The organism is Aquabacterium sp. TM01 (genome assembly GCF_057808345.1).
The window spans coordinates 2,696,084-2,713,887 of sequence record NZ_AP046529.1 but is presented as its reverse complement, the minus strand read 5'-3'; the positions used below and the strand labels follow the sequence as shown (position 1 = coordinate 2,713,887).

13 protein-coding genes are annotated in these 17,804 nt (G+C 65.8%); 5 read left to right on the top strand and 8 right to left on the bottom strand.

The features are described 5' to 3' along the window. Positions 1-14 precede the first annotated feature (14 nt). The 3 genes from AC3WW4_RS12390 to AC3WW4_RS12380 are packed head-to-tail and all read right to left on the bottom strand — an operon-like array spanning position 15 to position 4,959. A complete protein-coding gene (locus tag AC3WW4_RS12390) occupies positions 15-1,154 on the bottom strand; it encodes an ABC transporter permease (protein ID WP_488828802.1) in 1,140 nt (379 codons plus the stop codon). Continuing rightward, positions 1,151-3,889: a ribosome-associated ATPase/putative transporter RbbA gene (rbbA, locus tag AC3WW4_RS12385; protein ID WP_488828801.1), complete on the bottom strand. Its 2,739-nt coding sequence runs from the start codon at positions 3,887-3,889 to the stop codon at positions 1,151-1,153. Before rbbA ends, AC3WW4_RS12390 begins: the two co-directional genes overlap by 4 nt. A gap of 8 nt (positions 3,890-3,897) precedes the next feature. Continuing rightward, positions 3,898-4,959, bottom strand: a complete 1,062-nt coding sequence (locus AC3WW4_RS12380) for an HlyD family secretion protein (protein WP_488829749.1) — start codon at positions 4,957-4,959, stop codon at positions 3,898-3,900. 223 nt (positions 4,960-5,182) lie between these two features. Between AC3WW4_RS12380 and AC3WW4_RS12375 the strand changes: the two genes are divergently transcribed. Further along, complete coding sequence (locus AC3WW4_RS12375) at positions 5,183-7,948, top strand: M16 family metallopeptidase (protein WP_488828800.1); 2,766 nt, start codon at positions 5,183-5,185, stop codon at positions 7,946-7,948. A 109-nt stretch (positions 7,949-8,057) separates the two neighbouring features. On the opposite strand, the gene AC3WW4_RS12370 is transcribed toward AC3WW4_RS12375, so the two are convergent. From AC3WW4_RS12370 to AC3WW4_RS12350, 5 genes are all read right to left on the bottom strand, one after another. Further along, positions 8,058-8,396, bottom strand: a complete 339-nt coding sequence (locus AC3WW4_RS12370; RefSeq protein ID WP_488828799.1) for an H-NS histone family protein — start codon at positions 8,394-8,396, stop codon at positions 8,058-8,060. 232 nt (positions 8,397-8,628) lie between these two features. Then, the gene (gene mltB, locus AC3WW4_RS12365) at positions 8,629-9,831 is read right to left on the bottom strand and encodes a lytic murein transglycosylase B (protein ID WP_488828798.1); all 1,203 of its coding nucleotides are present in this window, start codon (positions 9,829-9,831) and stop codon (positions 8,629-8,631) included. Between the two features lie 37 nt (positions 9,832-9,868). Then, on the bottom strand, positions 9,869-12,034 hold the full coding sequence (locus AC3WW4_RS12360; protein ID WP_488828797.1) for a transglutaminase TgpA family protein: 2,166 nt from the start codon (positions 12,032-12,034) through the stop codon (positions 9,869-9,871). Continuing rightward, positions 11,983-13,005 carry a DUF58 domain-containing protein gene (locus AC3WW4_RS12355; protein ID WP_488828796.1) on the bottom strand — a complete coding sequence of 341 codons (1,023 nt, stop codon included), beginning with the start codon at positions 13,003-13,005 and terminating at the stop codon, positions 11,983-11,985. The genes AC3WW4_RS12360 and AC3WW4_RS12355 overlap by 52 nt, the downstream gene beginning before the upstream one ends. Continuing rightward, complete coding sequence (locus AC3WW4_RS12350) at positions 13,002-13,970, bottom strand: AAA family ATPase (RefSeq protein ID WP_488828795.1); 969 nt, start codon at positions 13,968-13,970, stop codon at positions 13,002-13,004. The genes AC3WW4_RS12355 and AC3WW4_RS12350 overlap by 4 nt, the downstream gene beginning before the upstream one ends. Before the next feature lie 49 nt (positions 13,971-14,019). Between AC3WW4_RS12350 and AC3WW4_RS12345 the strand changes: the two genes are divergently transcribed. Genes AC3WW4_RS12345 through pssA form a run of 4 tightly spaced genes read left to right on the top strand, consistent with a single transcriptional unit; the run spans position 14,020 to position 17,798 of the window. Then, positions 14,020-14,955: a histone deacetylase family protein gene (locus tag AC3WW4_RS12345; protein WP_488828794.1), complete on the top strand. Its 936-nt coding sequence runs from the start codon at positions 14,020-14,022 to the stop codon at positions 14,953-14,955. Between the two features lie 28 nt (positions 14,956-14,983). After that, positions 14,984-16,306, top strand: a complete 1,323-nt coding sequence (locus tag AC3WW4_RS12340) for a mechanosensitive ion channel family protein (RefSeq protein ID WP_488828793.1) — start codon at positions 14,984-14,986, stop codon at positions 16,304-16,306. After that, positions 16,303-16,950 (top strand): phosphatidylserine decarboxylase, encoded by a 648-nt coding sequence (locus AC3WW4_RS12335; protein WP_488828792.1) that lies wholly within the window; start codon positions 16,303-16,305, stop codon positions 16,948-16,950. Before AC3WW4_RS12340 ends, AC3WW4_RS12335 begins: the two co-directional genes overlap by 4 nt. Before the next feature lie 35 nt (positions 16,951-16,985). Further along, on the top strand, positions 16,986-17,798 hold the full coding sequence (gene pssA / locus AC3WW4_RS12330) for a CDP-diacylglycerol--serine O-phosphatidyltransferase (RefSeq protein WP_488828791.1): 813 nt from the start codon (positions 16,986-16,988) through the stop codon (positions 17,796-17,798). The last annotated feature ends 6 nt before the right edge of the window (positions 17,799-17,804 follow it).

Sequence of the window (17,804 nt, the reverse complement as noted above, 5' to 3'; positions counted from 1 at the left end):
CTCGGGCCGGAGGCTCAGTTCTGCATGCTGCTGACGGTGCTGCGGAAACGCTTGAGGGCGGCCACGAAGAAGGTGGCCCCGATCAGGCCGATGGCGGCAAACTGCGGCCACACGATGCTCAGATCGGCCCCTCGGTAGAGGATGGCCTGGGCAAAGCTGACGAAATGCGTGGTGGGAGCGCCCATCATCAGGTAGCGCACCAGGTCGGGCATGCTTTCGCGGGGCGTCATGCCGCCTGAGAGGATCTGCAGGGGCAGCAGCACCAGGATCATCAGCAGGCCCATTTGCGGCATGGAGCGCGCCACGGTGCCCAGGTAGATGCCCATCGAGGTGGTGGCAAACAGGTGCAGGGCGCAGCCGGTGAGGAACAGGCCGATGGAGCCGCTCACTGGCATTTGCAGGGCATCTCGCAGCACAAATTGCAGGGCCAGCGCGGTCGCCAGCAAGACCACCGCCCCCATGGCCCAGACCTTGGCCAGCATGATTTCCGACGGCTTGACGGGCAGCACCAGGAGGTGCTCGATGGTGCCGTGCTCGCGCTCGCGGATCAGGGCGGCGCCGGTCAGCACGATGGAGAGCATGGTGACGTTGTTGATCAGCTCCATCACGCCCATGAACCAGGTGTTGTCGAGCGCCGGGTTGAAGCGGTTGCGGATGGCCAGGTCCACGACCGGTGTGCTCACCACGCGGTCACCGGCCAGGTACTCGGCCACCTCGCCCAAGGCAATGCTCTGGATGTAGCTGGCGCCCAGGAAAGCCTGGCTCATCTGGGTGGCGTCCACGTTGAGCTGGATGCTGGGCTGCTTGCCCGCCAGCACATTGCTTTGGAAGTCCGGCGGGATGTCCATCACGAAGGTGAAGCGCCCGGCGTCCATGCCCGCGTCCATGTCACGCAGGCCGATGGCCGTGGGTTTCATGAAGGTGGGCGGGTAGAAGGCGTTGACGATGCGCTGCGACAGCGGGGACTGGTCTTCGTCCACCACGGCAATGGCGGCGCGGTGCAGCCGGTCTGGGGCGGCTTTGGCGGCGGTGTAGAGCGCGCCCGAGAAGGCCCAGATGACGAAGAGCAGCAGCAGGCGGTCGCGCCACAGGCTGCGCAGTTCCTTGAGCCCGAGTTGCCAGATGTGGCCGAGGGAGGTGAGCAGGCTGTTCATGTGTCCTGCTTCTTCAAGAGGAGGACGCTGGCCAGGGTCAGCACCGGGATGATGACCAGCAGCGGGATGAAGTAGGTCCAGAGGTCGGTCAGACCCAGGGCCTTGGAGTAGGTGCCGCGGCTGATGATGAGGAAGGGGCCAGTGGGGTAGATTTTGCCGAGCAGGGCGCCCATGCCTTCGAGGGACGAGACCGGGTTGATCAGGCCGGAGAACTGGATGGCCGGCAGCATGGTTGCCAGCGCAGTGCCAAAGATGGCCGCGATCTGGCTGCCGGTGAAGGTGGACATCAGCAGGCCAAAACCGGTGGAGGCGGTGACGTAGAGCACCGCGCCGATGAACAGGGTGAGGAAGCTGCCCTTGAGCGGCACGCCAAAGCCCCAGATGGCCATGGCGGTCATCAGCAGGAAGCTCAGCATGGCGGTGCCGATGTAGGGCAGTTGCTTGCCAAGCAGGAATTCGAGCTTGGTGACCGGGGTGACGTAGAGGTTGGTGATGGAGCCCAGCTCCTTTTCACGCACCACGCCCAGGGCCGTCAGCATGGCCGGGATGAACATCAGCAGGATGGGGATGACGGCCGGCACCATGGCAAACAGGCTCTTGACGTCAGGGTTGTAGCGGTAGCGGACCTCGAGCGAGGCGGGAGAGGCGACCTTGATGCCGTGCAGGGCAAGTTGCTCGCTCAGGTAGGTGGCGTGCAGGCCCTGGACGTAGCCCGACACCGTTTCGGCGCGCTGGGGCATGGCGCCATCGACCCAGACGCCGATGGTGGTGGTGCGGCCGCGTTGCAGGTCGGCGGAGAAGTTGGGCGGGATTTCGATGGCCAGGCTCAGCTCGCCGCTGCGCATGCGCCGGTCGAGTTCGGCGTCGCTTTGCAGGGGTGCCTCTTCCAGGAAGTAGGGCGAGCCGGAGAGGTTGAGCACGTAGTCACGGCTGAGGGCGGTCTGGTCGCGGTCGAGCACGGCAAAGCGCAGGTCCTGCACGTCCAGGCTGATGCCGTAACCCATGATGATCATCAGCAGGGCTGAGCCGATCAGGGCCAGGGTGAGGCGGATGCGGTCGCGTTGCAGTTCCAGCGACTCGCGGTGTGCGTAGCTCAGCAGGCGGGCCAGGCTGAAGCGAGGCGGGCGGCGGTGTGTGGGCTGGGGAGACGGGGCCGGCGCAGGGGGCGCTGTGGGGGGCGGGATGGCAGCCGAGGCGCGGTCCTGTGCTGCCTGGGCTTGCTCCAGCAACTCGATGAAGGTGTCTTCCAGCTTGTCGTGGCCATGGCGCTGCATCAACTCGGCCGGTGTGCCGCTGTCGAGCACGCGCCCGGCGTGCATCAGCGAGATGCGGTCGCAGCGCTGGGCCTCGTTCATGAAGTGGGTGGAGATGAACAGCGTCACGCCATCCTGGCGCGAGAGCTGGAGCATCAATTCCCAGAATTGATCGCGTGCGATGGGGTCGACGCCCGAAGTGGGTTCGTCGAGGATGAGCATGTCCGGCTCGTGCACCACGGCCACCGCCAGTGACAGGCGTTGGCGCACGCCCAGAGGCAGCTTCTCAGGCAGTTCGTCAGCGACGTCGTGCAGCTCGAAGCGGGTCATCATCTCAGCGATGCGCGCGTCGCGTTGCGCGGCGGGCACCTGGAAGATGCGCGCGTGCAGGTCGAGGTTCTGGCGCACGGTCAGCTCGCCGTACAGCGAGAAGGCCTGCGACATGTAGCCCACGCGGCGGCGCACGGACAGGTCGTGGGCGTTGACGGACTGGCCGAACAGCTCGGCATGGCCTTCGCTGGGTGGCAGCAGGCCGGTGAGCATCTTCATGGTCGTGGTCTTGCCACAACCGTTGGAGCCCAGGAAGCCGAAGATCTCGCCACGGCGGATGCTCAAGTTGACCCGGTCGACCGCCGTGAAGTCGCCAAAGCGACAGGTGAGGTCGTGGGCCTCGATGGCGATCTCACCATCGGCACTGGAGCGGGGCGGCACGACCAGTTCGCGGTGGCCTTCACGGCGTTGTGCGGGCAGCAGGGCGATGAAGGCCGCCTCCAAGGTGTCGCGCAGGGTGCGCTGGCGCAGCTCGGCCGGGGTGCCGGTGGCGAGCACGCGTCCCGAGTCCATGGCGATCAGATGGTCGAAGCGTTCGGCCTCTTCCATGTAGGCGGTGGCCACCAGCACGCTCATGCCGGGGCGGCGGGCGTGGATGCGGTCGATCAGCTCCCAGAACTGGCGGCGCGACAGCGGGTCGACGCCGGTGGTGGGCTCGTCGAGGATCAGCAGATCGGGGTCGTGGATGAGGGCGCAGCACAGGCCGAGCTTTTGCTTCATGCCGCCAGAGAGCTTGCCAGCGGGGCGGTCTGCAAAGGGGGCCAGACCCGTGGCAGACAGCAGGTCAGCCATGCGGGCTTGACGCTCGGCGGGGGCGTGGCCGAACAGGCGGCCGAAGAAGTCAACGTTCTCGGCCACCGAGAGGGTGGCGTAGAGGTTCTTGCCCAGGCCCTGGGGCATGTAGGCGATGCGGGGGCACACGTCGCGGCGGTGCGCGGCCTGCGCCATGTCGCCCTCCAGCACTTCGACCTGACCGGTCTGGATGCGCTTGGCCCCGGCCAGCAGGGCCAGCAGGGTGGACTTGCCCACGCCGTCCGGCCCAATGAGGCCGACCATGCACCCGGCCGGGATGCTCAGCGTGACATCGTCGAGGGCCGTGATCCGCTTGTAGCGGTGGGTGAGGGCCTGAACGCGGGCAACGGGCCGATTCATGGGGGCATTCACGGTGCCGAAGCGGGTTCGGCCGGCAGTTTCACGTCCAGTTGTGCCGGCCAGGCCTCATTGGCTTGGATGCGCACATACGCCATGCCGGGCATGCCGGTCTTGACCTGGTCGGTGTAGCGCGCCAGCAGGCTGGGGTCGATGTGCGCGCGCACCTTGAACATCAGTTTCTGGCGCTCGACCGTGGTCTCGACCGTCTTGGGCGTGAACTGGGCGACGCTGGCCACAAACGTCACCTTGGCCGGGACCACATACTGCGGTGCGGCGTCCAGTACCAGGCGGGCCTCGCTGCCGATGGCCACGCGGCCGGCCGCGGTTTCGGGCAGGAAGAAGGTCATGTAGACGTCACTCAGGTCGACCATCGACAGCACGCGCCCCCCGCCGCCGAGTACCTCGCCCTCCTGGGCGGCGCGCACCTGGATGCGCCCATCGCGCGGCGCCTTCAAGGTGGCGTCGTTGAGATCGGCCTGGATGCGATTGACGCTGGCCTGCGCGGTCTCGATGGCCGATTGCGCCTCGGTACGCTGGGATTCGGTGGTGGTGATGGCGGTGCGGGCTTCGGCCACCTGCGAGCGGGCAGCGCTCAGGGCCGCTCGGGCGCCTTGCAACTGCGCGGTGGCTTCGTCGAGCTTTTGTGGGGGCAAGAAACCCTGCTGAACCAGCTCCTTGGCCCGCTGCCATTCCTTGGTGACCAGGGCCAACTGGGCCTCGCGCTGGGCGACTTGCGCGGACGCGGTGGTCACGGCCTGCTGGCGCTGGGCCAGCAAGGCATCGGCGGTGGCGCTGGCTTGCTGGGCCTGTCGGACCTGAGCCTGGGCGCGGGCCAGGTCGGCTTCCAGCAACGCGGTGTCCATGACGGCCAAGGTCTGGCCGGCCTTCACGTTGTCACCCTCGCGCACCAGCACCTGCTTGACCCGGCCACCGGACTTGGTGGCGATGTCGGTGTCGGTGGCCTCCAGGCGGCCATTGCCGCTGGCAATGCTGGGAGGTAAACCTTGTGGCTTGAGGCGTTGCCAGGCCAACACGCCGCCTGCCACGACCAGGGCCACAGCGCCCCACATGAGCACATACCGGAGCTTGGTGCGGGAGGGAGGCGTGAGTTCGGACATGGTGTCAGGGTTCATCAGGATGCTGTCTTTTTAACATGCGTGTCAGGGGATTCTGGCCCGATCGGGTGCCTTCGGGAACCTTTCTGCCCTCGCTCTACACTCATCCGGTGCGCGAGCCGATGGACGGGCTCGCCTTTGCCCTGAATCCTGTGTTCACCTCGACCCTTCCTACCCCATGCGCATGCCGACACGATTGAAACTCACCTTCTTGAGTCTTCTGGTGGCCTCGACCCTGGTGCCTGCCACCCATGCCGCCACCCCCACGAGCAGCCAGGCCAGTGTGCGGGTGACCAAGTCCGCGCTTCAGCAGGTCACCAGCGTGGAGGGCATCACCGAATACCGGCTGCCCAACGGGCTGCAGGTGCTGCTGATCCCCGATGACACCAAGCCCACCACCACGGTCAATGTCACCTACCGGGTGGGGTCGCGTCATGAGGGCTACGGAGAAACCGGCATGGCCCATCTGCTGGAGCACCTGATCTTCAAGGGCAGCCCGCGCCATCCCCAGGTCTGGTCCGAGTTCAACAAGCGGGGCTTCAGCGCCAATGGCAGCACCTGGTACGACCGTACCAACTACTTCGCCAGTTTTGCGGCCAACGACGACAACCTGAAGTGGTACCTGAACTGGCAGGCCGATGCGATGGTCAACAGCTTCATTGCGCGTAAGGACCTCGACAGCGAGATGACCGTGGTGCGCAATGAGATGGAGATGGGCGAGAACAACCCCGGGCGCATCCTGCTGGAAAAAACGCTCGCCTCCATGTACCAGTGGCACAACTACGGCAAGTCCACGATTGGCGCGCGCACCGACGTTGAAGGCGTGGACATCCGTAACCTGAAGGCGTTTTACCAGCGCTTCTACCAGCCGGACAACGCCACGCTGATCGTCTCGGGCAAGTTCGATGCCGCCAAGGTGCTGAGCTGGGTGCAGCAGTCCTTCGGGGTCATTCCCAAGCCACAACGGGTGCTGCCGCCCCTCTATACCCTTGACCCCGTGCAAGATGGCGAGCGCAGCGTGACCGTACGCCGCGTGGGCGGGGTGCCCATGCTGTTTGCCGGCTACCACGTCGTGCCCGGCTCGCATCCCGACTTCGCCGCCGTGGAGTTGCTCTCCATCATCCTGGGGGACACGCCCTCGGGCCGCCTGCACCGTCGCCTGACCGAGCAACAACTGGCGGCCTCGGTGTTTGGCTTCTCGCAGGCACTGGCCGACCCGGGGCACATCGTGCTGGGTGCGCAACTGGCCAACGAGCAAGATCCGGCCAAGGCCGCGCAGGCCATGCTCGCCGAAATCGAGGACGTGGCCCGCCAGCCCATCACCGACACCGAACTGGCGCGCGCCAAGTCCAAATGGCTCAACAGCTGGGATCAGGGCTTTGCCGATCCGCAGCACGTCGGGGTGGCCCTGTCCGAGGCCGTTGCCCAGGGAGACTGGCGCCTGTTTTTTCTGACCCGTGATCGCATCCAGGCGATCACGCTGGCCGACGTGCAACGGGTGGCCACGCAAACCTTCCTGCCGTCCAATCGCACGCTGGGCCAGTACGTGCCCACGACCGCCCCGCAGCGTGCGCCGCAACCCACCCGCGTGGATGTGGCGGCCGCCTTGAAGGATTTCAAAGGGCAGGCGGCAGCCGCGGCGGCGGAGGCCTTCGATGCCAGTCCGGCCAACATCGATGCCCGCACGCAGCGCCTGACCCTGCCTTCGGGCATGCAGGTGGCGTTGCTGCCCAAGTCCACGCGGGGCCAAGCGGTCAAGGTGTCCATGACCCTGCGTTTTGGCGATGAGAAGTCTCTCGCCAACTGGGGTGAGGCGCCTGCCGCCTTGGCGGCGTTGCTCGACAAGGGCACGCGAGAGCTGAGCCGTCAGCAGGTGCAAGACCGCCTGGACGCGCTGCAGGCCGAGCTGGCGTTCGCCGGTGCGCCGGGCCAGATCTCGGTGCAACTCTCAACCCGGCGCGATAAGCTGCCGCAGACGATTGCCTTGCTGGCCGAGATGCTGCGTCATCCGGCTTTGCCGGCCGAGGCGCTGGAGGAGGTGCGCCGTCAGGCCTTGTCCGACCTGGATGCGCAGCGCAAGGAGCCCGAGGCCCTGCTCGATGAAGCCCTGGCGCGCCACGGCAACCCCTACGCCCGTGGCGATGTGCGCTATGCGCCCACGTTCGACGAAACCGAGGCGGACTGGAAGTCCCTGCAACTCGACCGCGTCAAGGCCTATTACCAGCAGTTCCTGGGCGCCAGTCATGCGCAGTTTGCCGCGGTCGGCGATCTGGATGTGGAGGCGACCGTTTCAGCGCTGCGGGCCGCTTTTGGGGAGTGGAGCAGCCCGGCGCCCTATGCACGCGTGCCCGAGCCTTTCCGCACCGTGGCACCCACCACCTTGCAACTGGCCACGCCCGATCGGCAAAATGCCTCGATGGCGGTCAGCTTGCCGCTGCCTCTGAGCGATACGCACCCTGATTACCCAGCGCTCATGCTGGCAAACCACCTGCTCGGCGGCGGGGGGGATTCCCGGCTGTGGAACCGCATTCGCGAAAAAGACGGCTTGTCATATAGCGTTTACAGTTCCATACAGTGGAATGCTGAGGAGCCGCATTCTCATTGGATGGCGGCGGCCAATTTTGCCCCGCAAAATCGGGACAAGGTGCTTTCGGCCTTCCGTGACGAGATCGACCGGGCGTGCAAGGAAGGTTTTTCGCAGGCGGAATTCGAGGCGGGCAAGCGCGGGCTCTTGAATTTCCGACGCTTGAGTCGTGCGCAAGATGCGCGACTGGCAGCTGGCTGGGCCAGCAATCTGCATCTCCAGCGCACGTTTGCGATTTCGGCCGAAGTGGATCGGGCCTTGGATCAGCTCACCTTGGATCAGGTGAATGCCGCGTTGCGCCGCCACATTCAGCCCGGGCAATTCGTCCTGGGCGTGGCCGGGGATTTCAAGACACCTTGAACCGGAGGTGGCCGGCGCCGCTGCATCAGTGGCGTCGGCATGAAAAAAGCCGATGCAAGGGCATCGGCTTTATGTGCGGCGGGAGGCCGCCTGCCATCAGAGGGCAATATCAGATGGTGAAGTCTTCCAGCTTCTTGCCCGAGGCGATGGCGGCTTGAATCCACTTGGGTTGCAGACCGCGACCGGTCCAGGTTTCACCCGTGGCGTTGTTGCGGTACTTCGGAGCCACCTTGCGGCCAGCGCTGCTGCTGGGCGTGCCTGCCACCTTGCCGCCGGCCTTCAGGCCCAGGTCAGCCACCGTCAGGCCGTGTTCAGACAGCAAGGACTTGATCTGAGCGATCACGCCTGCGCGTTCAGCACGACGAGCTTCTTGCAGCGCCTTTTCCAGTTCGGCGGTTTGCTTTTCGAGGGCGGCTTTTTGGGCGAGGAGGTCTTGGTAGTTGCTCATGTACGATCCTTTGATGCGCTGTTGCCAGGGCTTGAATACTTATTGGGAGGGTGAGACGCGGGCCAACAACATGCTGATCTGCGTCATCTAATGAATATTGTAAACCCAAAAATAAATACTTTGCAATTGCACCAGATTTCAAAACAACTTATCCGCGACCTTGATGGGGTTACCTGCGCCTTCGTTTTCAACTGTTTACATGAAGTTTTGTGAAGGGGCCTGAGCTGAAGCATTACGGATTGCCACGCGGCAGTACCGGGGCTTGGCTTACGGCCTGCCCCAGTTCAATGACCGCCAGTGCGTAATAACTGGACTGGTTGTAACGTGTGATGGCGTAGAAATTCTGGGTGCCGGCAATCAGCGTGGGCGCCTGGTCGCCATTTTCCAGCAGCACCAGCGCCAAGGGGCCTGCTTGCTGTGTGGCGACTTCGGGCAAGACGGCCCCCAGTGCGCGCATCTCGTCGGCAGAGAAACTCGGGAGAATATCGGGCGCCAGCAGTTTGGCGCGGGCCGCTTCGTCTGTGGGGGGCGTCACGGCAAAGTGCGTGGGCTGCCCGGTACGCCAGCCGTGTTCGGCCAGGTAATGAGCCACGCTGCCGATCGCGTCCACCGGGCTGCGTTGCAGATCGACCTGACCATTGCCATCGAAGTCCACCCCCCAGCGGCGGATGGAGCTGGGCATGAATTGCGGCCAGCCGATGGCCCCGGCGTAGGAGCCCAGCACTGCATCGGGCGACAGTTGCTGTTCCACGCAGAGTTTCAGAAATGCGCCCAGCTCCTTCTTGAAAAAGGGACTGCGGTCACTGCGGCCGCTTGGAAAGTCGAGCGACAAGGTGGTGAGTACATCCAGCACGCGGAAATTGCCTGTGTTGCGGCCATAGATGGTTTCCACGCCAATCACCCCGGCGATGATTTCGGCCGGCACCCCGTATTGCGCCTCGGCGCGCTTCAAATCACCTTGGTACTGTTGCCAAAAGGCCATGCCTGCCCGAATGCGGATGGGCTCAACGAAACGGGAGCGGTAGACGCCCCAGTTCTTGGCCGTGCCGCGCGGCGCCGGCATCATCAGGCGAGCGGCCTGGCTTTTGTAGCGGGCCGCCGACAGGGCTGACCAGACCCAGGCTTCGTCCAGCTCTTGAGCTTGGGCAATGTCGCGGGCGAGGGCGCGTGCATCGGCGCGCTCACTGTAGCTGTCCGCATCGCCCGGGGTGGTCAGCACCTGAGGGGCGATCACCGGGTTGGGGATGGCCTGGATCTGGGCGCTGGGCCCTGAGGCGGCGGGGCTGACGGCGGACGGTGTCGCAGCAGGCGTTGCGACCGTCTTCAGCGTCTCCGTGGGGGGCAGGGGCGTGCTGCAGGCACAGAGCAGGGCTGCACTCAGGCTGATCCATCCGCAGCGTGAGGGGAGGGCGAGGTGATGGTGAAAGGGCTTCATGGGCGTGGGGCAGAAAGAGGGAGGCCAGAGCGGGGTGTCATGGCACCGAGGGTGGGGCCATGCGCGAGCGGCGGTGCGCGCCGACGCGTTGGCGAAGCTGTTTGACCAGGCCTTGTGCTTGGCGCAGGGGGGCGGGCGCCTGCGTGTCAGGCCGGGCATAGCGCAAGGCATCCAGGGCTGTGAGTTGCGCAAGCAGGAAGCTGTGCAGATCGGCGGGGAGGCGCTCGGGGGGAAGGGTGCGCAGGCGCTGCGCCCAGGCCAGCGCTGGGGCGGGCGCCGGGCAGTCCTGCGGGGGCGCCACCCCCAGCGTCGTGAGGCTGCGGTGCAGTTGCCACATGGTTCGCTCCCAAGGACTGTGGACGGTGCGGGGGCGTTGCCACCACAGCCAGGCCAGGCCGCCCAAGCTCACCCCTGCGAAAATGATGGCGCAGATGCGCAGCAGGTCGGCCCAATTGTGCGCATCCACGCCCCAGTTCTGCAGCAGGCTGAGCTGTTGCTCGCGTGCGTACTGCAGCACCCACACGTTCCAACGGTGGTTGCCAGCATCGATGTAAGCGCGCCAGGTGCGCCACCATTGCCCCTGGCCCTCGCCCAGCACACCTGCGAGGCCGCCTTGGGCCAGTCGTTGAGCGCTGCTGCGCTCGATGCGTTCGGGCGCCACGGCAGCCGTGGGATCGACGCGGATCCAGCCTTCGCCCGCTTGCCAGAACTCGGCCCAGGCATGGGCATCGCTGTTGCGGACCACGTACAGGCCATCGACCACATTCAGCTCGGCGCCCTGAAAGCCCGTCACCACGCGGGCTGGAATGCCCATGCCGCGCATCACCACCACGTAGGCGGTGGCGAAATGTTCGCAAAAACCAGTACGGCGATCGAGCCAGAAGCGGTCAATCAGATGAGGCTCGGGGCGCCCATCTGCGGCCGGTGCGTCGTCTTCCGGAGCGAGGGTGTAGACAAATTTTTCGGTGCGAATGTGCTGGAGCAGGGCTTGAGACACCGTGCGGGCATCGGCCTGGGCCAGTTCCGGGCGGGCGCGCTGGGTCCGGGCCCAGGTCAGGGTGCGCGGGTTGAAGCCTTGCGGCAGTTGCAGGTAAGGGGTCTGGCGCGTGAATCCTTCGACCGAGGTGTCGCGGGCGCCGAGCCAGGCCTGGGCGCTGACTTGGATGCGGTCGGCCACTGGCCGCGCGGTCTGCCAGTCCAGGCCCCAGCGACGCATCTCGGGTTGGGTCAGCGGGGGCGTGGGGCCGGCGGCCAGCGTGCCATCCAGCAGCGGCAAGGAGCGCAAGCGGGTGGGCTCCAGCGTCACCTGGTAGCTCAGCGTGCGGCCTTGCGCCTGGATGACGGGCTCTGCATCGGTTTGGGCCTGCTGGCGAAATGGTGTGGCGCGTGCCGACCAAGTCTGGCCGTCAAACCAGGTCAGCACCGGGCCACGGAAATAGAGCTGGTTGGGCCGTGGCGCTGCCCCGTCGAAGCGCACGCGCATGGCGATGGTGTCGTCCAGCGCCAACTCGGACACATGCCCCAGCTTCAGCCTGTCGGAAAGGCCGGTCTTGCTGCCTGCGTCGGAAGGCAGGCTCCACAGCGGCCCCAGTCTGGGGAAGAACACATACAGGGCCAACATCAGGGGCAGGCCCCACAGCAGGCTCTGTCCTGAGGCCTTGAGCGCGCTGCCGAGGGTTGGGCGCCCCAGGGGGCGTTGCGCCAGCACCAGCGAGCTCAGCAAGGCCCAGGTGGCCATCAGCATCAGCAGGGCCATCACGATGCTTTGCGAGTACAGGAACTGCGTGAACGCCAGAAAGAAGCCCAGGCAGGTCACGACAAAGGCATCGCGCCGGGCGCGCAACTCCAGGGTCTTGAGCGCGGCCAGCACCGTCACCAGGGTGATGCCGGCTTCGCGGCCGAACAGGCTTTGGTGGGTCGACAAGGTCAGCCCGACGCTGGCCGCCAGGCTGATGAACAGCACCCAGCGTGGCGGCAGGGGCGCATCGCGCCACGCCAGGAGGGCACGCCACAGCAAGGCCAGCGCGGTGCCGATGCTGCACCACAGCGGCAAGCGGCTCAGGTGCGGCGCCAGGCTCAGGGCCAGGGCCAGCAGCAACCACAGCGTGTCACGGCCTTCACGGGTGAGGGGTGCGGTGCGGGCGCGCAGCATCAGGGCCGCCCTACCGGAAGGCTGGGCCAGGCCGCCAGCGCATCCAGGCATTCACGCAGGTGCGTGGCGCCTCGCCCGCAGGCAATGGTCTGTCCCGGCAGTTTCAGCCCGTAGGTGCCGCTAGGGCCCTCCATGCGGTTTTCGGCCTGCAGCAACCAGGTGGCCAGGCGTGACAAGCGGGCTTCGGTGTCCAGGCCCGCCAGCCCTGGGCTGTGCTCATAGTCCAGCCACAGATCGGGCGAGCGCCCTTGTTCGGACGTTCGGCTCACCAGGCCGGTCCCCGAGGCAATGGCATGGCTGGACTTTTTCCAGGCGATCCAGCGCACCGGGTCGCCGCGTCGGTAATCGCGCAAGCCTTCGGGGGGCTCGGTGCTCTGGCTGGATTGACGGGTGCTGGCGCTGAGGGCCGCGTCAGATTGCCAGGCCGGCAGCGGCGGCGCGTGGGGATCCAGTGCGGGCCAGACCAACACCCGGCTGTGTGGGCGCCAGTAGGCCCAGGCGCGAAACAAGCCCAGGGGGTAGCCCGATTCGAGTGTGACTCGGGGCAAGGTCAGCCAGCCACGCTGAGGTGCGGGCACATCGAGCTCCAGCACGGCGTCCTGCCCCGGCGCCACCTCGACCTGTTGTGCCAGCCCCCCTTGTGCATGGGCCTGCAGGCCCCAACGCCCCTTTTTGCGATGCAGGTTGTGCAGACCGATGCCCACTTGCAGCACCAAACCGGCGTGCACGCTGCGCGCCGACAGCAGGCGCAACTGCAGGCCCTGCAGGTTGCCGTGGGTCAGGTGGGCCGCCGCCAGGGCGCTGCCACCGAGCAAAAAGGTGAGGGCATAGCCCAGGTTGATGCGCTCGTTGATCGAGGCCACCAACAAAACCACCAGCACGGCCGCGAAGCTCCAACCCACCTTGGTGGGCAGGATGTAGAGGTTGCGGTGCGTCAGCGTCAGCTGATCCATACGGGGCAGGCGTGCGTCCCACCAGGCATGCCAGCGCTGCTGCAACAGGTGCCTCAAGCCGGTCATCATGGCACCGGTACCGCCTCCAGCAGGGCTCGTGCCTGGGCTGCAGCACTGCGCCCCGACTGCGCCAACGGTTGCAGGCGGTGCGCCACGGCGGGCACCCACAGCACCTGCAGGTCTTCCGGTGAAACATGGTTGCGCCCCAGCACCAGGGCCCGCGCCCGCGCCAGTTTCAACAGCGACAGCCCCGCACGCGGGCTCAGCCCCAGCGCAAACCAGCGCCCATCCCGCGTGGCCGCAATCAGTGCCTGCAGGTAATCCAGCAGGCCCGCCGACACATGCACCGCATCGACCTGGGCTTGCGCGTGCGCCCACGCCTCGGGCGTCATCACCGGCTGCAGTGCCTGCAAGAGGCTGCGTCGGTCATCACCCACCAGCAGCGCCCGCTCGGCCGCCGGATCCGGGTAGCCCAGCGACAGGCGCATGGCGAAGCGGTCCAGTTGCGACTCGGGCAGCGGGTGCGTGCCCAGCTGATCTCCCGGATTCTGCGTGGCAATCACGAAAAACGGCGAGGGCAGGGGGCGTGTCTCCCCTTCGGCCGACACCTGCCGCTCTTCCATCGCTTCGAGCAAGGCACTCTGGGTGCGCGGCCCGGCCCGGTTGATCTCGTCGGCCAGCAGCACCTGGGCGAACACCGGCCCGGGGTGGAAGATGAAGTCTTCCTTGTGGCGGTCGTACACGCTCACCCCGATCAGGTCGGAGGGCAGCAGGTCGGCCGTGAACTGGATGCGCGAAAAGCTCAAACCCAGGCTGTGCGCCAGTGCGTGCGACAAGGTGGTCTTGCCCACGCCGGGCACGTCCTCGATCAACAGATGCCCGCAAGCCAGCAGACAGATGACGCTCAGGGTCACCTGCTCATGCTTGCCGACAATGATCGTGCTAACCTGATCAATGAGACGCGTGATCTGCGAGGTCTGAGGTGACGAGGGCGTGATGGCCGTCGTGGCGAGAGAAGAATCTTTGCGGAGCATGGTGAAACCATAACTCAAACCCGCCAGAGATGCGGGGCAGGATGAACGCATGGCAACCGGTTATTTTTCCCACCCAGACTGCCTCGCCCATGTGATGGGGGAAGGGCACCCGGAGGGGCCTCAGCGCATCCTGGCCATCGAAGACGAATTGAGGTCACAGGGGCTGGATGCCCAACTGGTGCACGGGGAGGTGCCGCTGGCCAGCAACGCCCACCTCGCGCTGGCCCACGACCTCAACTACATCCTGACGCTGGACGACTTCCTGCAGCAACTCGAAGCCACGGGCGACAGCCGGGCGCTCGACCCCGACACCTGGGCCTGCCCCGGTACCCGTTCGGCGGCCTGGCGTGCGGCCGGGGCGGCCATTGCCGCCACCGACGCCGTGATCGACGGCAAGGTGGACAATGCTTTCTGTGCCATCCGCCCGCCGGGGCACCACGCACCCCATAACCAGACCATGGGGTTTTGCTTCTTCAACAACGTGGCGGTGGCGGCTCGCTATGCGCTGGACGTGAGGGGACTGCAGCGCGTGGCCATCGTCGACTTCGACGTGCACCACGGTAACGGCACCGAAGACATCTTTGCGGGAGACGACCGGGTGCTGATGGTCGGCATGTTCCAGCATCCTTTGTTCCCTTTCAGCGGGGCTGAATCCCGGGCAGGTAACATGGTCAACGTGCCGGTGCCGGCGCGCAGCAATGGTCACACCATCCGCGATGTGATCGAGAGCTACTGGATGTACCGCCTGGAAGACTTTCGTCCGGAGATGATCTTCATCTCCGCCGGGTTTGACGCCCATCGCGAGGACGAGATGGGCGGCTTGCAACTGGTCGAAGCCGATTACGCCTGGATCACGGCGAAAATCGTGGAAGTGGCGCAGCGCTTTGCCGGTGGGCGCGTGGTGTCCTGCCTGGAGGGCGGCTACCACGTCAGCTCTCTGGCGCGCAGTGTGGCCGCCCACGTTCGCACTCTGTTGGAGGCCTGATGCCTCACGCCTGCTTCCTGATTGATCCATGACGCTCGAGCACCCCGTTCACGACACTTCCCCCCTGACCGCACGCGAGCTGTCCAACCTGTGGGCCCATCTCCAGCGGCCTGCCGCCGTGATGGAAATCGCCATCTTGCTGGGCTGTCTGGGCTTGGCTTGGCTGATCGTACGCCTGTGGCGTGGTCGTCAGGGCGACGTGCGCTCCATCTGGCTGGGGCATCGCGTCATCGATGGGGCCCTGTTCCCGGTGCTGTCGCTGGGCCTGGCCTTGCTGGCCTACCGCCTGTTCCAGAGCCAGGGGCCCATGCTCTTGTTCCAGGTGGCGCTGCCGGTGCTGATGTCCCTGGCCGTGATCAGGGTCACCGTCAAGGTCCTTCGCGTGGTGTTTCCCGACTCCCGCACGATGCGGGTCATCGAGCGCACCGTGTCGTGGCTCGCCTGGCTGGCTACGGTCTTGTGGGTGACCGGGCTGCTGCCCATTTTGCTGGCCGAGATGGAGAGCGTCACCTGGAAGGTGGGGGGCAGCGTCCTCAACCTGCGCAACCTCCTCGAGGGCGCGATCAATGCCGTGCTGGTCCTGATCCTCTCGCTGTCGCTGTCGTCGGCCATCGAGTCGCAGTTGCTCAAGGGCGCCACCGACAACCTCTCGCTGCGCAAGATGGCGGTCAACGCCATGCGCTCCATCCTGTTGCTGGTCGGCTTGATGCTGGCGATGTCCACGGCGGGCATCGACCTGACGGCCTTGTCGGTGTTCGGCGGCGCCATCGGCGTGGGTCTGGGCTTCGGACTGCAGAAACTGGCGGCCAACTACGTCAGCGGGTTCGTGATCCTGGCCGAGCGCAGCCTGCGCATTGGCGACCTGGTCAAGGTCGACAATTTCGAAGGCACGATCACCGACATCAAAACCCGTTACACCGTCTTGCGGGCCAGCGGAGGGCGCGAAGCCATCGTTCCCAACGAAACCTTGATCACCCAGCGGGTCGAAAACGCGTCGCTGAGTGACCGGCGGGTGTCGGTCAGCACCGTGGTGCAGGTGGCCTATGGCACCGATTTGCGTGCCCTGTTCCCCCAACTGCTGGCCGCCGTGGCCGAGGTCCCGCGTGTGATGGGCGACCCGGCGCCCAGCGTGCAACTGAGCAATTTTGCGGCCGACGGCCTGGAGTTGACCATTTCCTTCTGGGTGCTGGACCCCGAGTTGGGCCTGGGTGCCCCGCGCTCTAACGTCAACCTGGCCGTGCTCGACACCCTCAACCGCCTGGGCATCGACATTCCCTTCCCGCAGCGCGTGCTTCACCATGTGCCACCGGTGTCGCCGCTGTCGCATGAGGTATCCTCGCTTGCACCATGAACGATCCCTTTCAAGCGGGTGCCCGCGTGAACGCCTCTGTTGTGGGGCTGATTCTGCTGGCCACCCTGGCCCTGACGTGGGTGCTGGGCGCCTGGCCGGCCCTGCTGCTGGGCGGCCTGGCCTTGTCGCTGAGCTTCCTGCTCTGGCGGGCGTCGCCGCGTAAGGCGCCGGCGCAGTCCGGGGCCGTGCTCTCGCCGGCCGACGGCCGCGTCGTCAAGATCGAGAAAGCCCGCGACCCCTACGCCAACCGCGACGCTTTGCGCATCAGCGTGTTCATGAACCTGTTCGACACCCAGGGCAACCGGGCCAGTGTGGACGGCGTCATCCAGCAGGTCCAGTATTTTCCGGGGCACCTGGTCAGCACCGACCTCGACACGGCCTCGCGTCACAACGAGCGCAATGCCGTCGTCATCGACTCACACGGCCAGATCGTGACGCTGGTGCAAAGTGCCGGTCTGTTCGCGCGCCGCATCCTTTGCCACGTCAAGCCCGGCGACCGACTCACACGAGGGCAGCGCTACGGTCTGATCCGTTTTGGCTCCCGCGTCGACGTTTACCTGCCACCCCACGCCGTGCCCAAGGTGGCGCCCGGCGAAAAGGTGTGCGCCACCACCACCATTCTCGCGACCCTGGTCGCGGCCTGAGCATGCAACCTCTCTCTCCGCAGGACCCCGATCTCATGGAAGATCTCGACACGCATGACGTGGATGAACCCCCTCGTCGCCGTCGCAAGGGCATCTACATCCTGCCCAACCTGTTCACGCTGGCCGCTTTGTTTGGTGGCTTCTACGCCATCGTCATGGCCATGAACGGCAAGTTCGACCTGGCTGCCATCGGCATCTTCTGCGCGGCCGTGCTCGACAGCCTGGATGGCCGCGTGGCCCGCATGACCAACACCCAAAGTGCGTTCGGCGAGCAGATGGACAGCCTGTCCGACATGGTCTCCTTCGGTGCCGCCCCCGCCCTGATCGCCTACGAATGGGCGCTCAAGGACATGGGCAAACTGGGCTGGATCGCCGCCTTCGTCTATTGCTCGGGCGCGGCCCTGCGCCTGGCTCGTTTCAACACCAACATCGGCGTGGTCGACAAGCGTTTCTTCCAGGGCTTGCCCAGCCCGGCCGCGGCCGCCTTGGTCATGGGCCTGATCTGGGTCGTGACCGACATGGGCGAGACCGCGCAAAGCCTGCCCGGCATGATCTGGGTGGCCTGTGGTTTCACGCTGTATTCCGGGCTGACCATGGTCACCAACGTGCCGTTTTACAGCTTCAAGGACGTCAACTTCCGCCGTTCGGTGCCCTTCATCGCCATCGTGGCCATTGCGCTGGGCATTTCGGTGATCACGATTCACCCGCCCATCGTGCTGTTTGCCATCTTCGTCATCTACGGGTTCTCCGGCTATGGCGTCTACGTCTGGCGTCGCATGAAGGGCAAGCCGGTGAGCGTGATCTCCACCTCCACTGACGAGCCGGACGAAGCCGGCCTGCACCGCTGAACCTGC

Coding starts and splice junctions, on each gene's coding strand:
- AC3WW4_RS12340 (WP_488828793.1), top strand. CDS start 14,984: ATGACGCTCGAGCACCCCGTTCACGACACTTCCCCCCTGACCGCACGC.
- AC3WW4_RS12355 (WP_488828796.1), bottom strand. CDS start 13,005: ATGATGACCGGCTTGAGGCACCTGTTGCAGCAGCGCTGGCATGCCTGG.
- AC3WW4_RS12350 (WP_488828795.1), bottom strand. CDS start 13,970: ATGCTCCGCAAAGATTCTTCTCTCGCCACGACGGCCATCACGCCCTCG.
- rbbA (WP_488828801.1), bottom strand. CDS start 3,889: ATGAATCGGCCCGTTGCCCGCGTTCAGGCCCTCACCCACCGCTACAAG.
- AC3WW4_RS12335 (WP_488828792.1), top strand. CDS start 16,303: ATGAACGATCCCTTTCAAGCGGGTGCCCGCGTGAACGCCTCTGTTGTG.
- AC3WW4_RS12380 (WP_488829749.1), bottom strand. CDS start 4,959: ATGTGGGGCGCTGTGGCCCTGGTCGTGGCAGGCGGCGTGTTGGCCTGG.
- AC3WW4_RS12390 (WP_488828802.1), bottom strand. CDS start 1,154: ATGAACAGCCTGCTCACCTCCCTCGGCCACATCTGGCAACTCGGGCTC.
- AC3WW4_RS12370 (WP_488828799.1), bottom strand. CDS start 8,396: ATGAGCAACTACCAAGACCTCCTCGCCCAAAAAGCCGCCCTCGAAAAG.
- AC3WW4_RS12360 (WP_488828797.1), bottom strand. CDS start 12,034: ATGCCTGGATGCGCTGGCGGCCTGGCCCAGCCTTCCGGTAGGGCGGCC.
- mltB (WP_488828798.1), bottom strand. CDS start 9,831: ATGAAGCCCTTTCACCATCACCTCGCCCTCCCCTCACGCTGCGGATGG.
- pssA (WP_488828791.1), top strand. CDS start 16,986: ATGGAAGATCTCGACACGCATGACGTGGATGAACCCCCTCGTCGCCGT.
- AC3WW4_RS12345 (WP_488828794.1), top strand. CDS start 14,020: ATGGCAACCGGTTATTTTTCCCACCCAGACTGCCTCGCCCATGTGATG.
- AC3WW4_RS12375 (WP_488828800.1), top strand. CDS start 5,183: ATGCGCATGCCGACACGATTGAAACTCACCTTCTTGAGTCTTCTGGTG.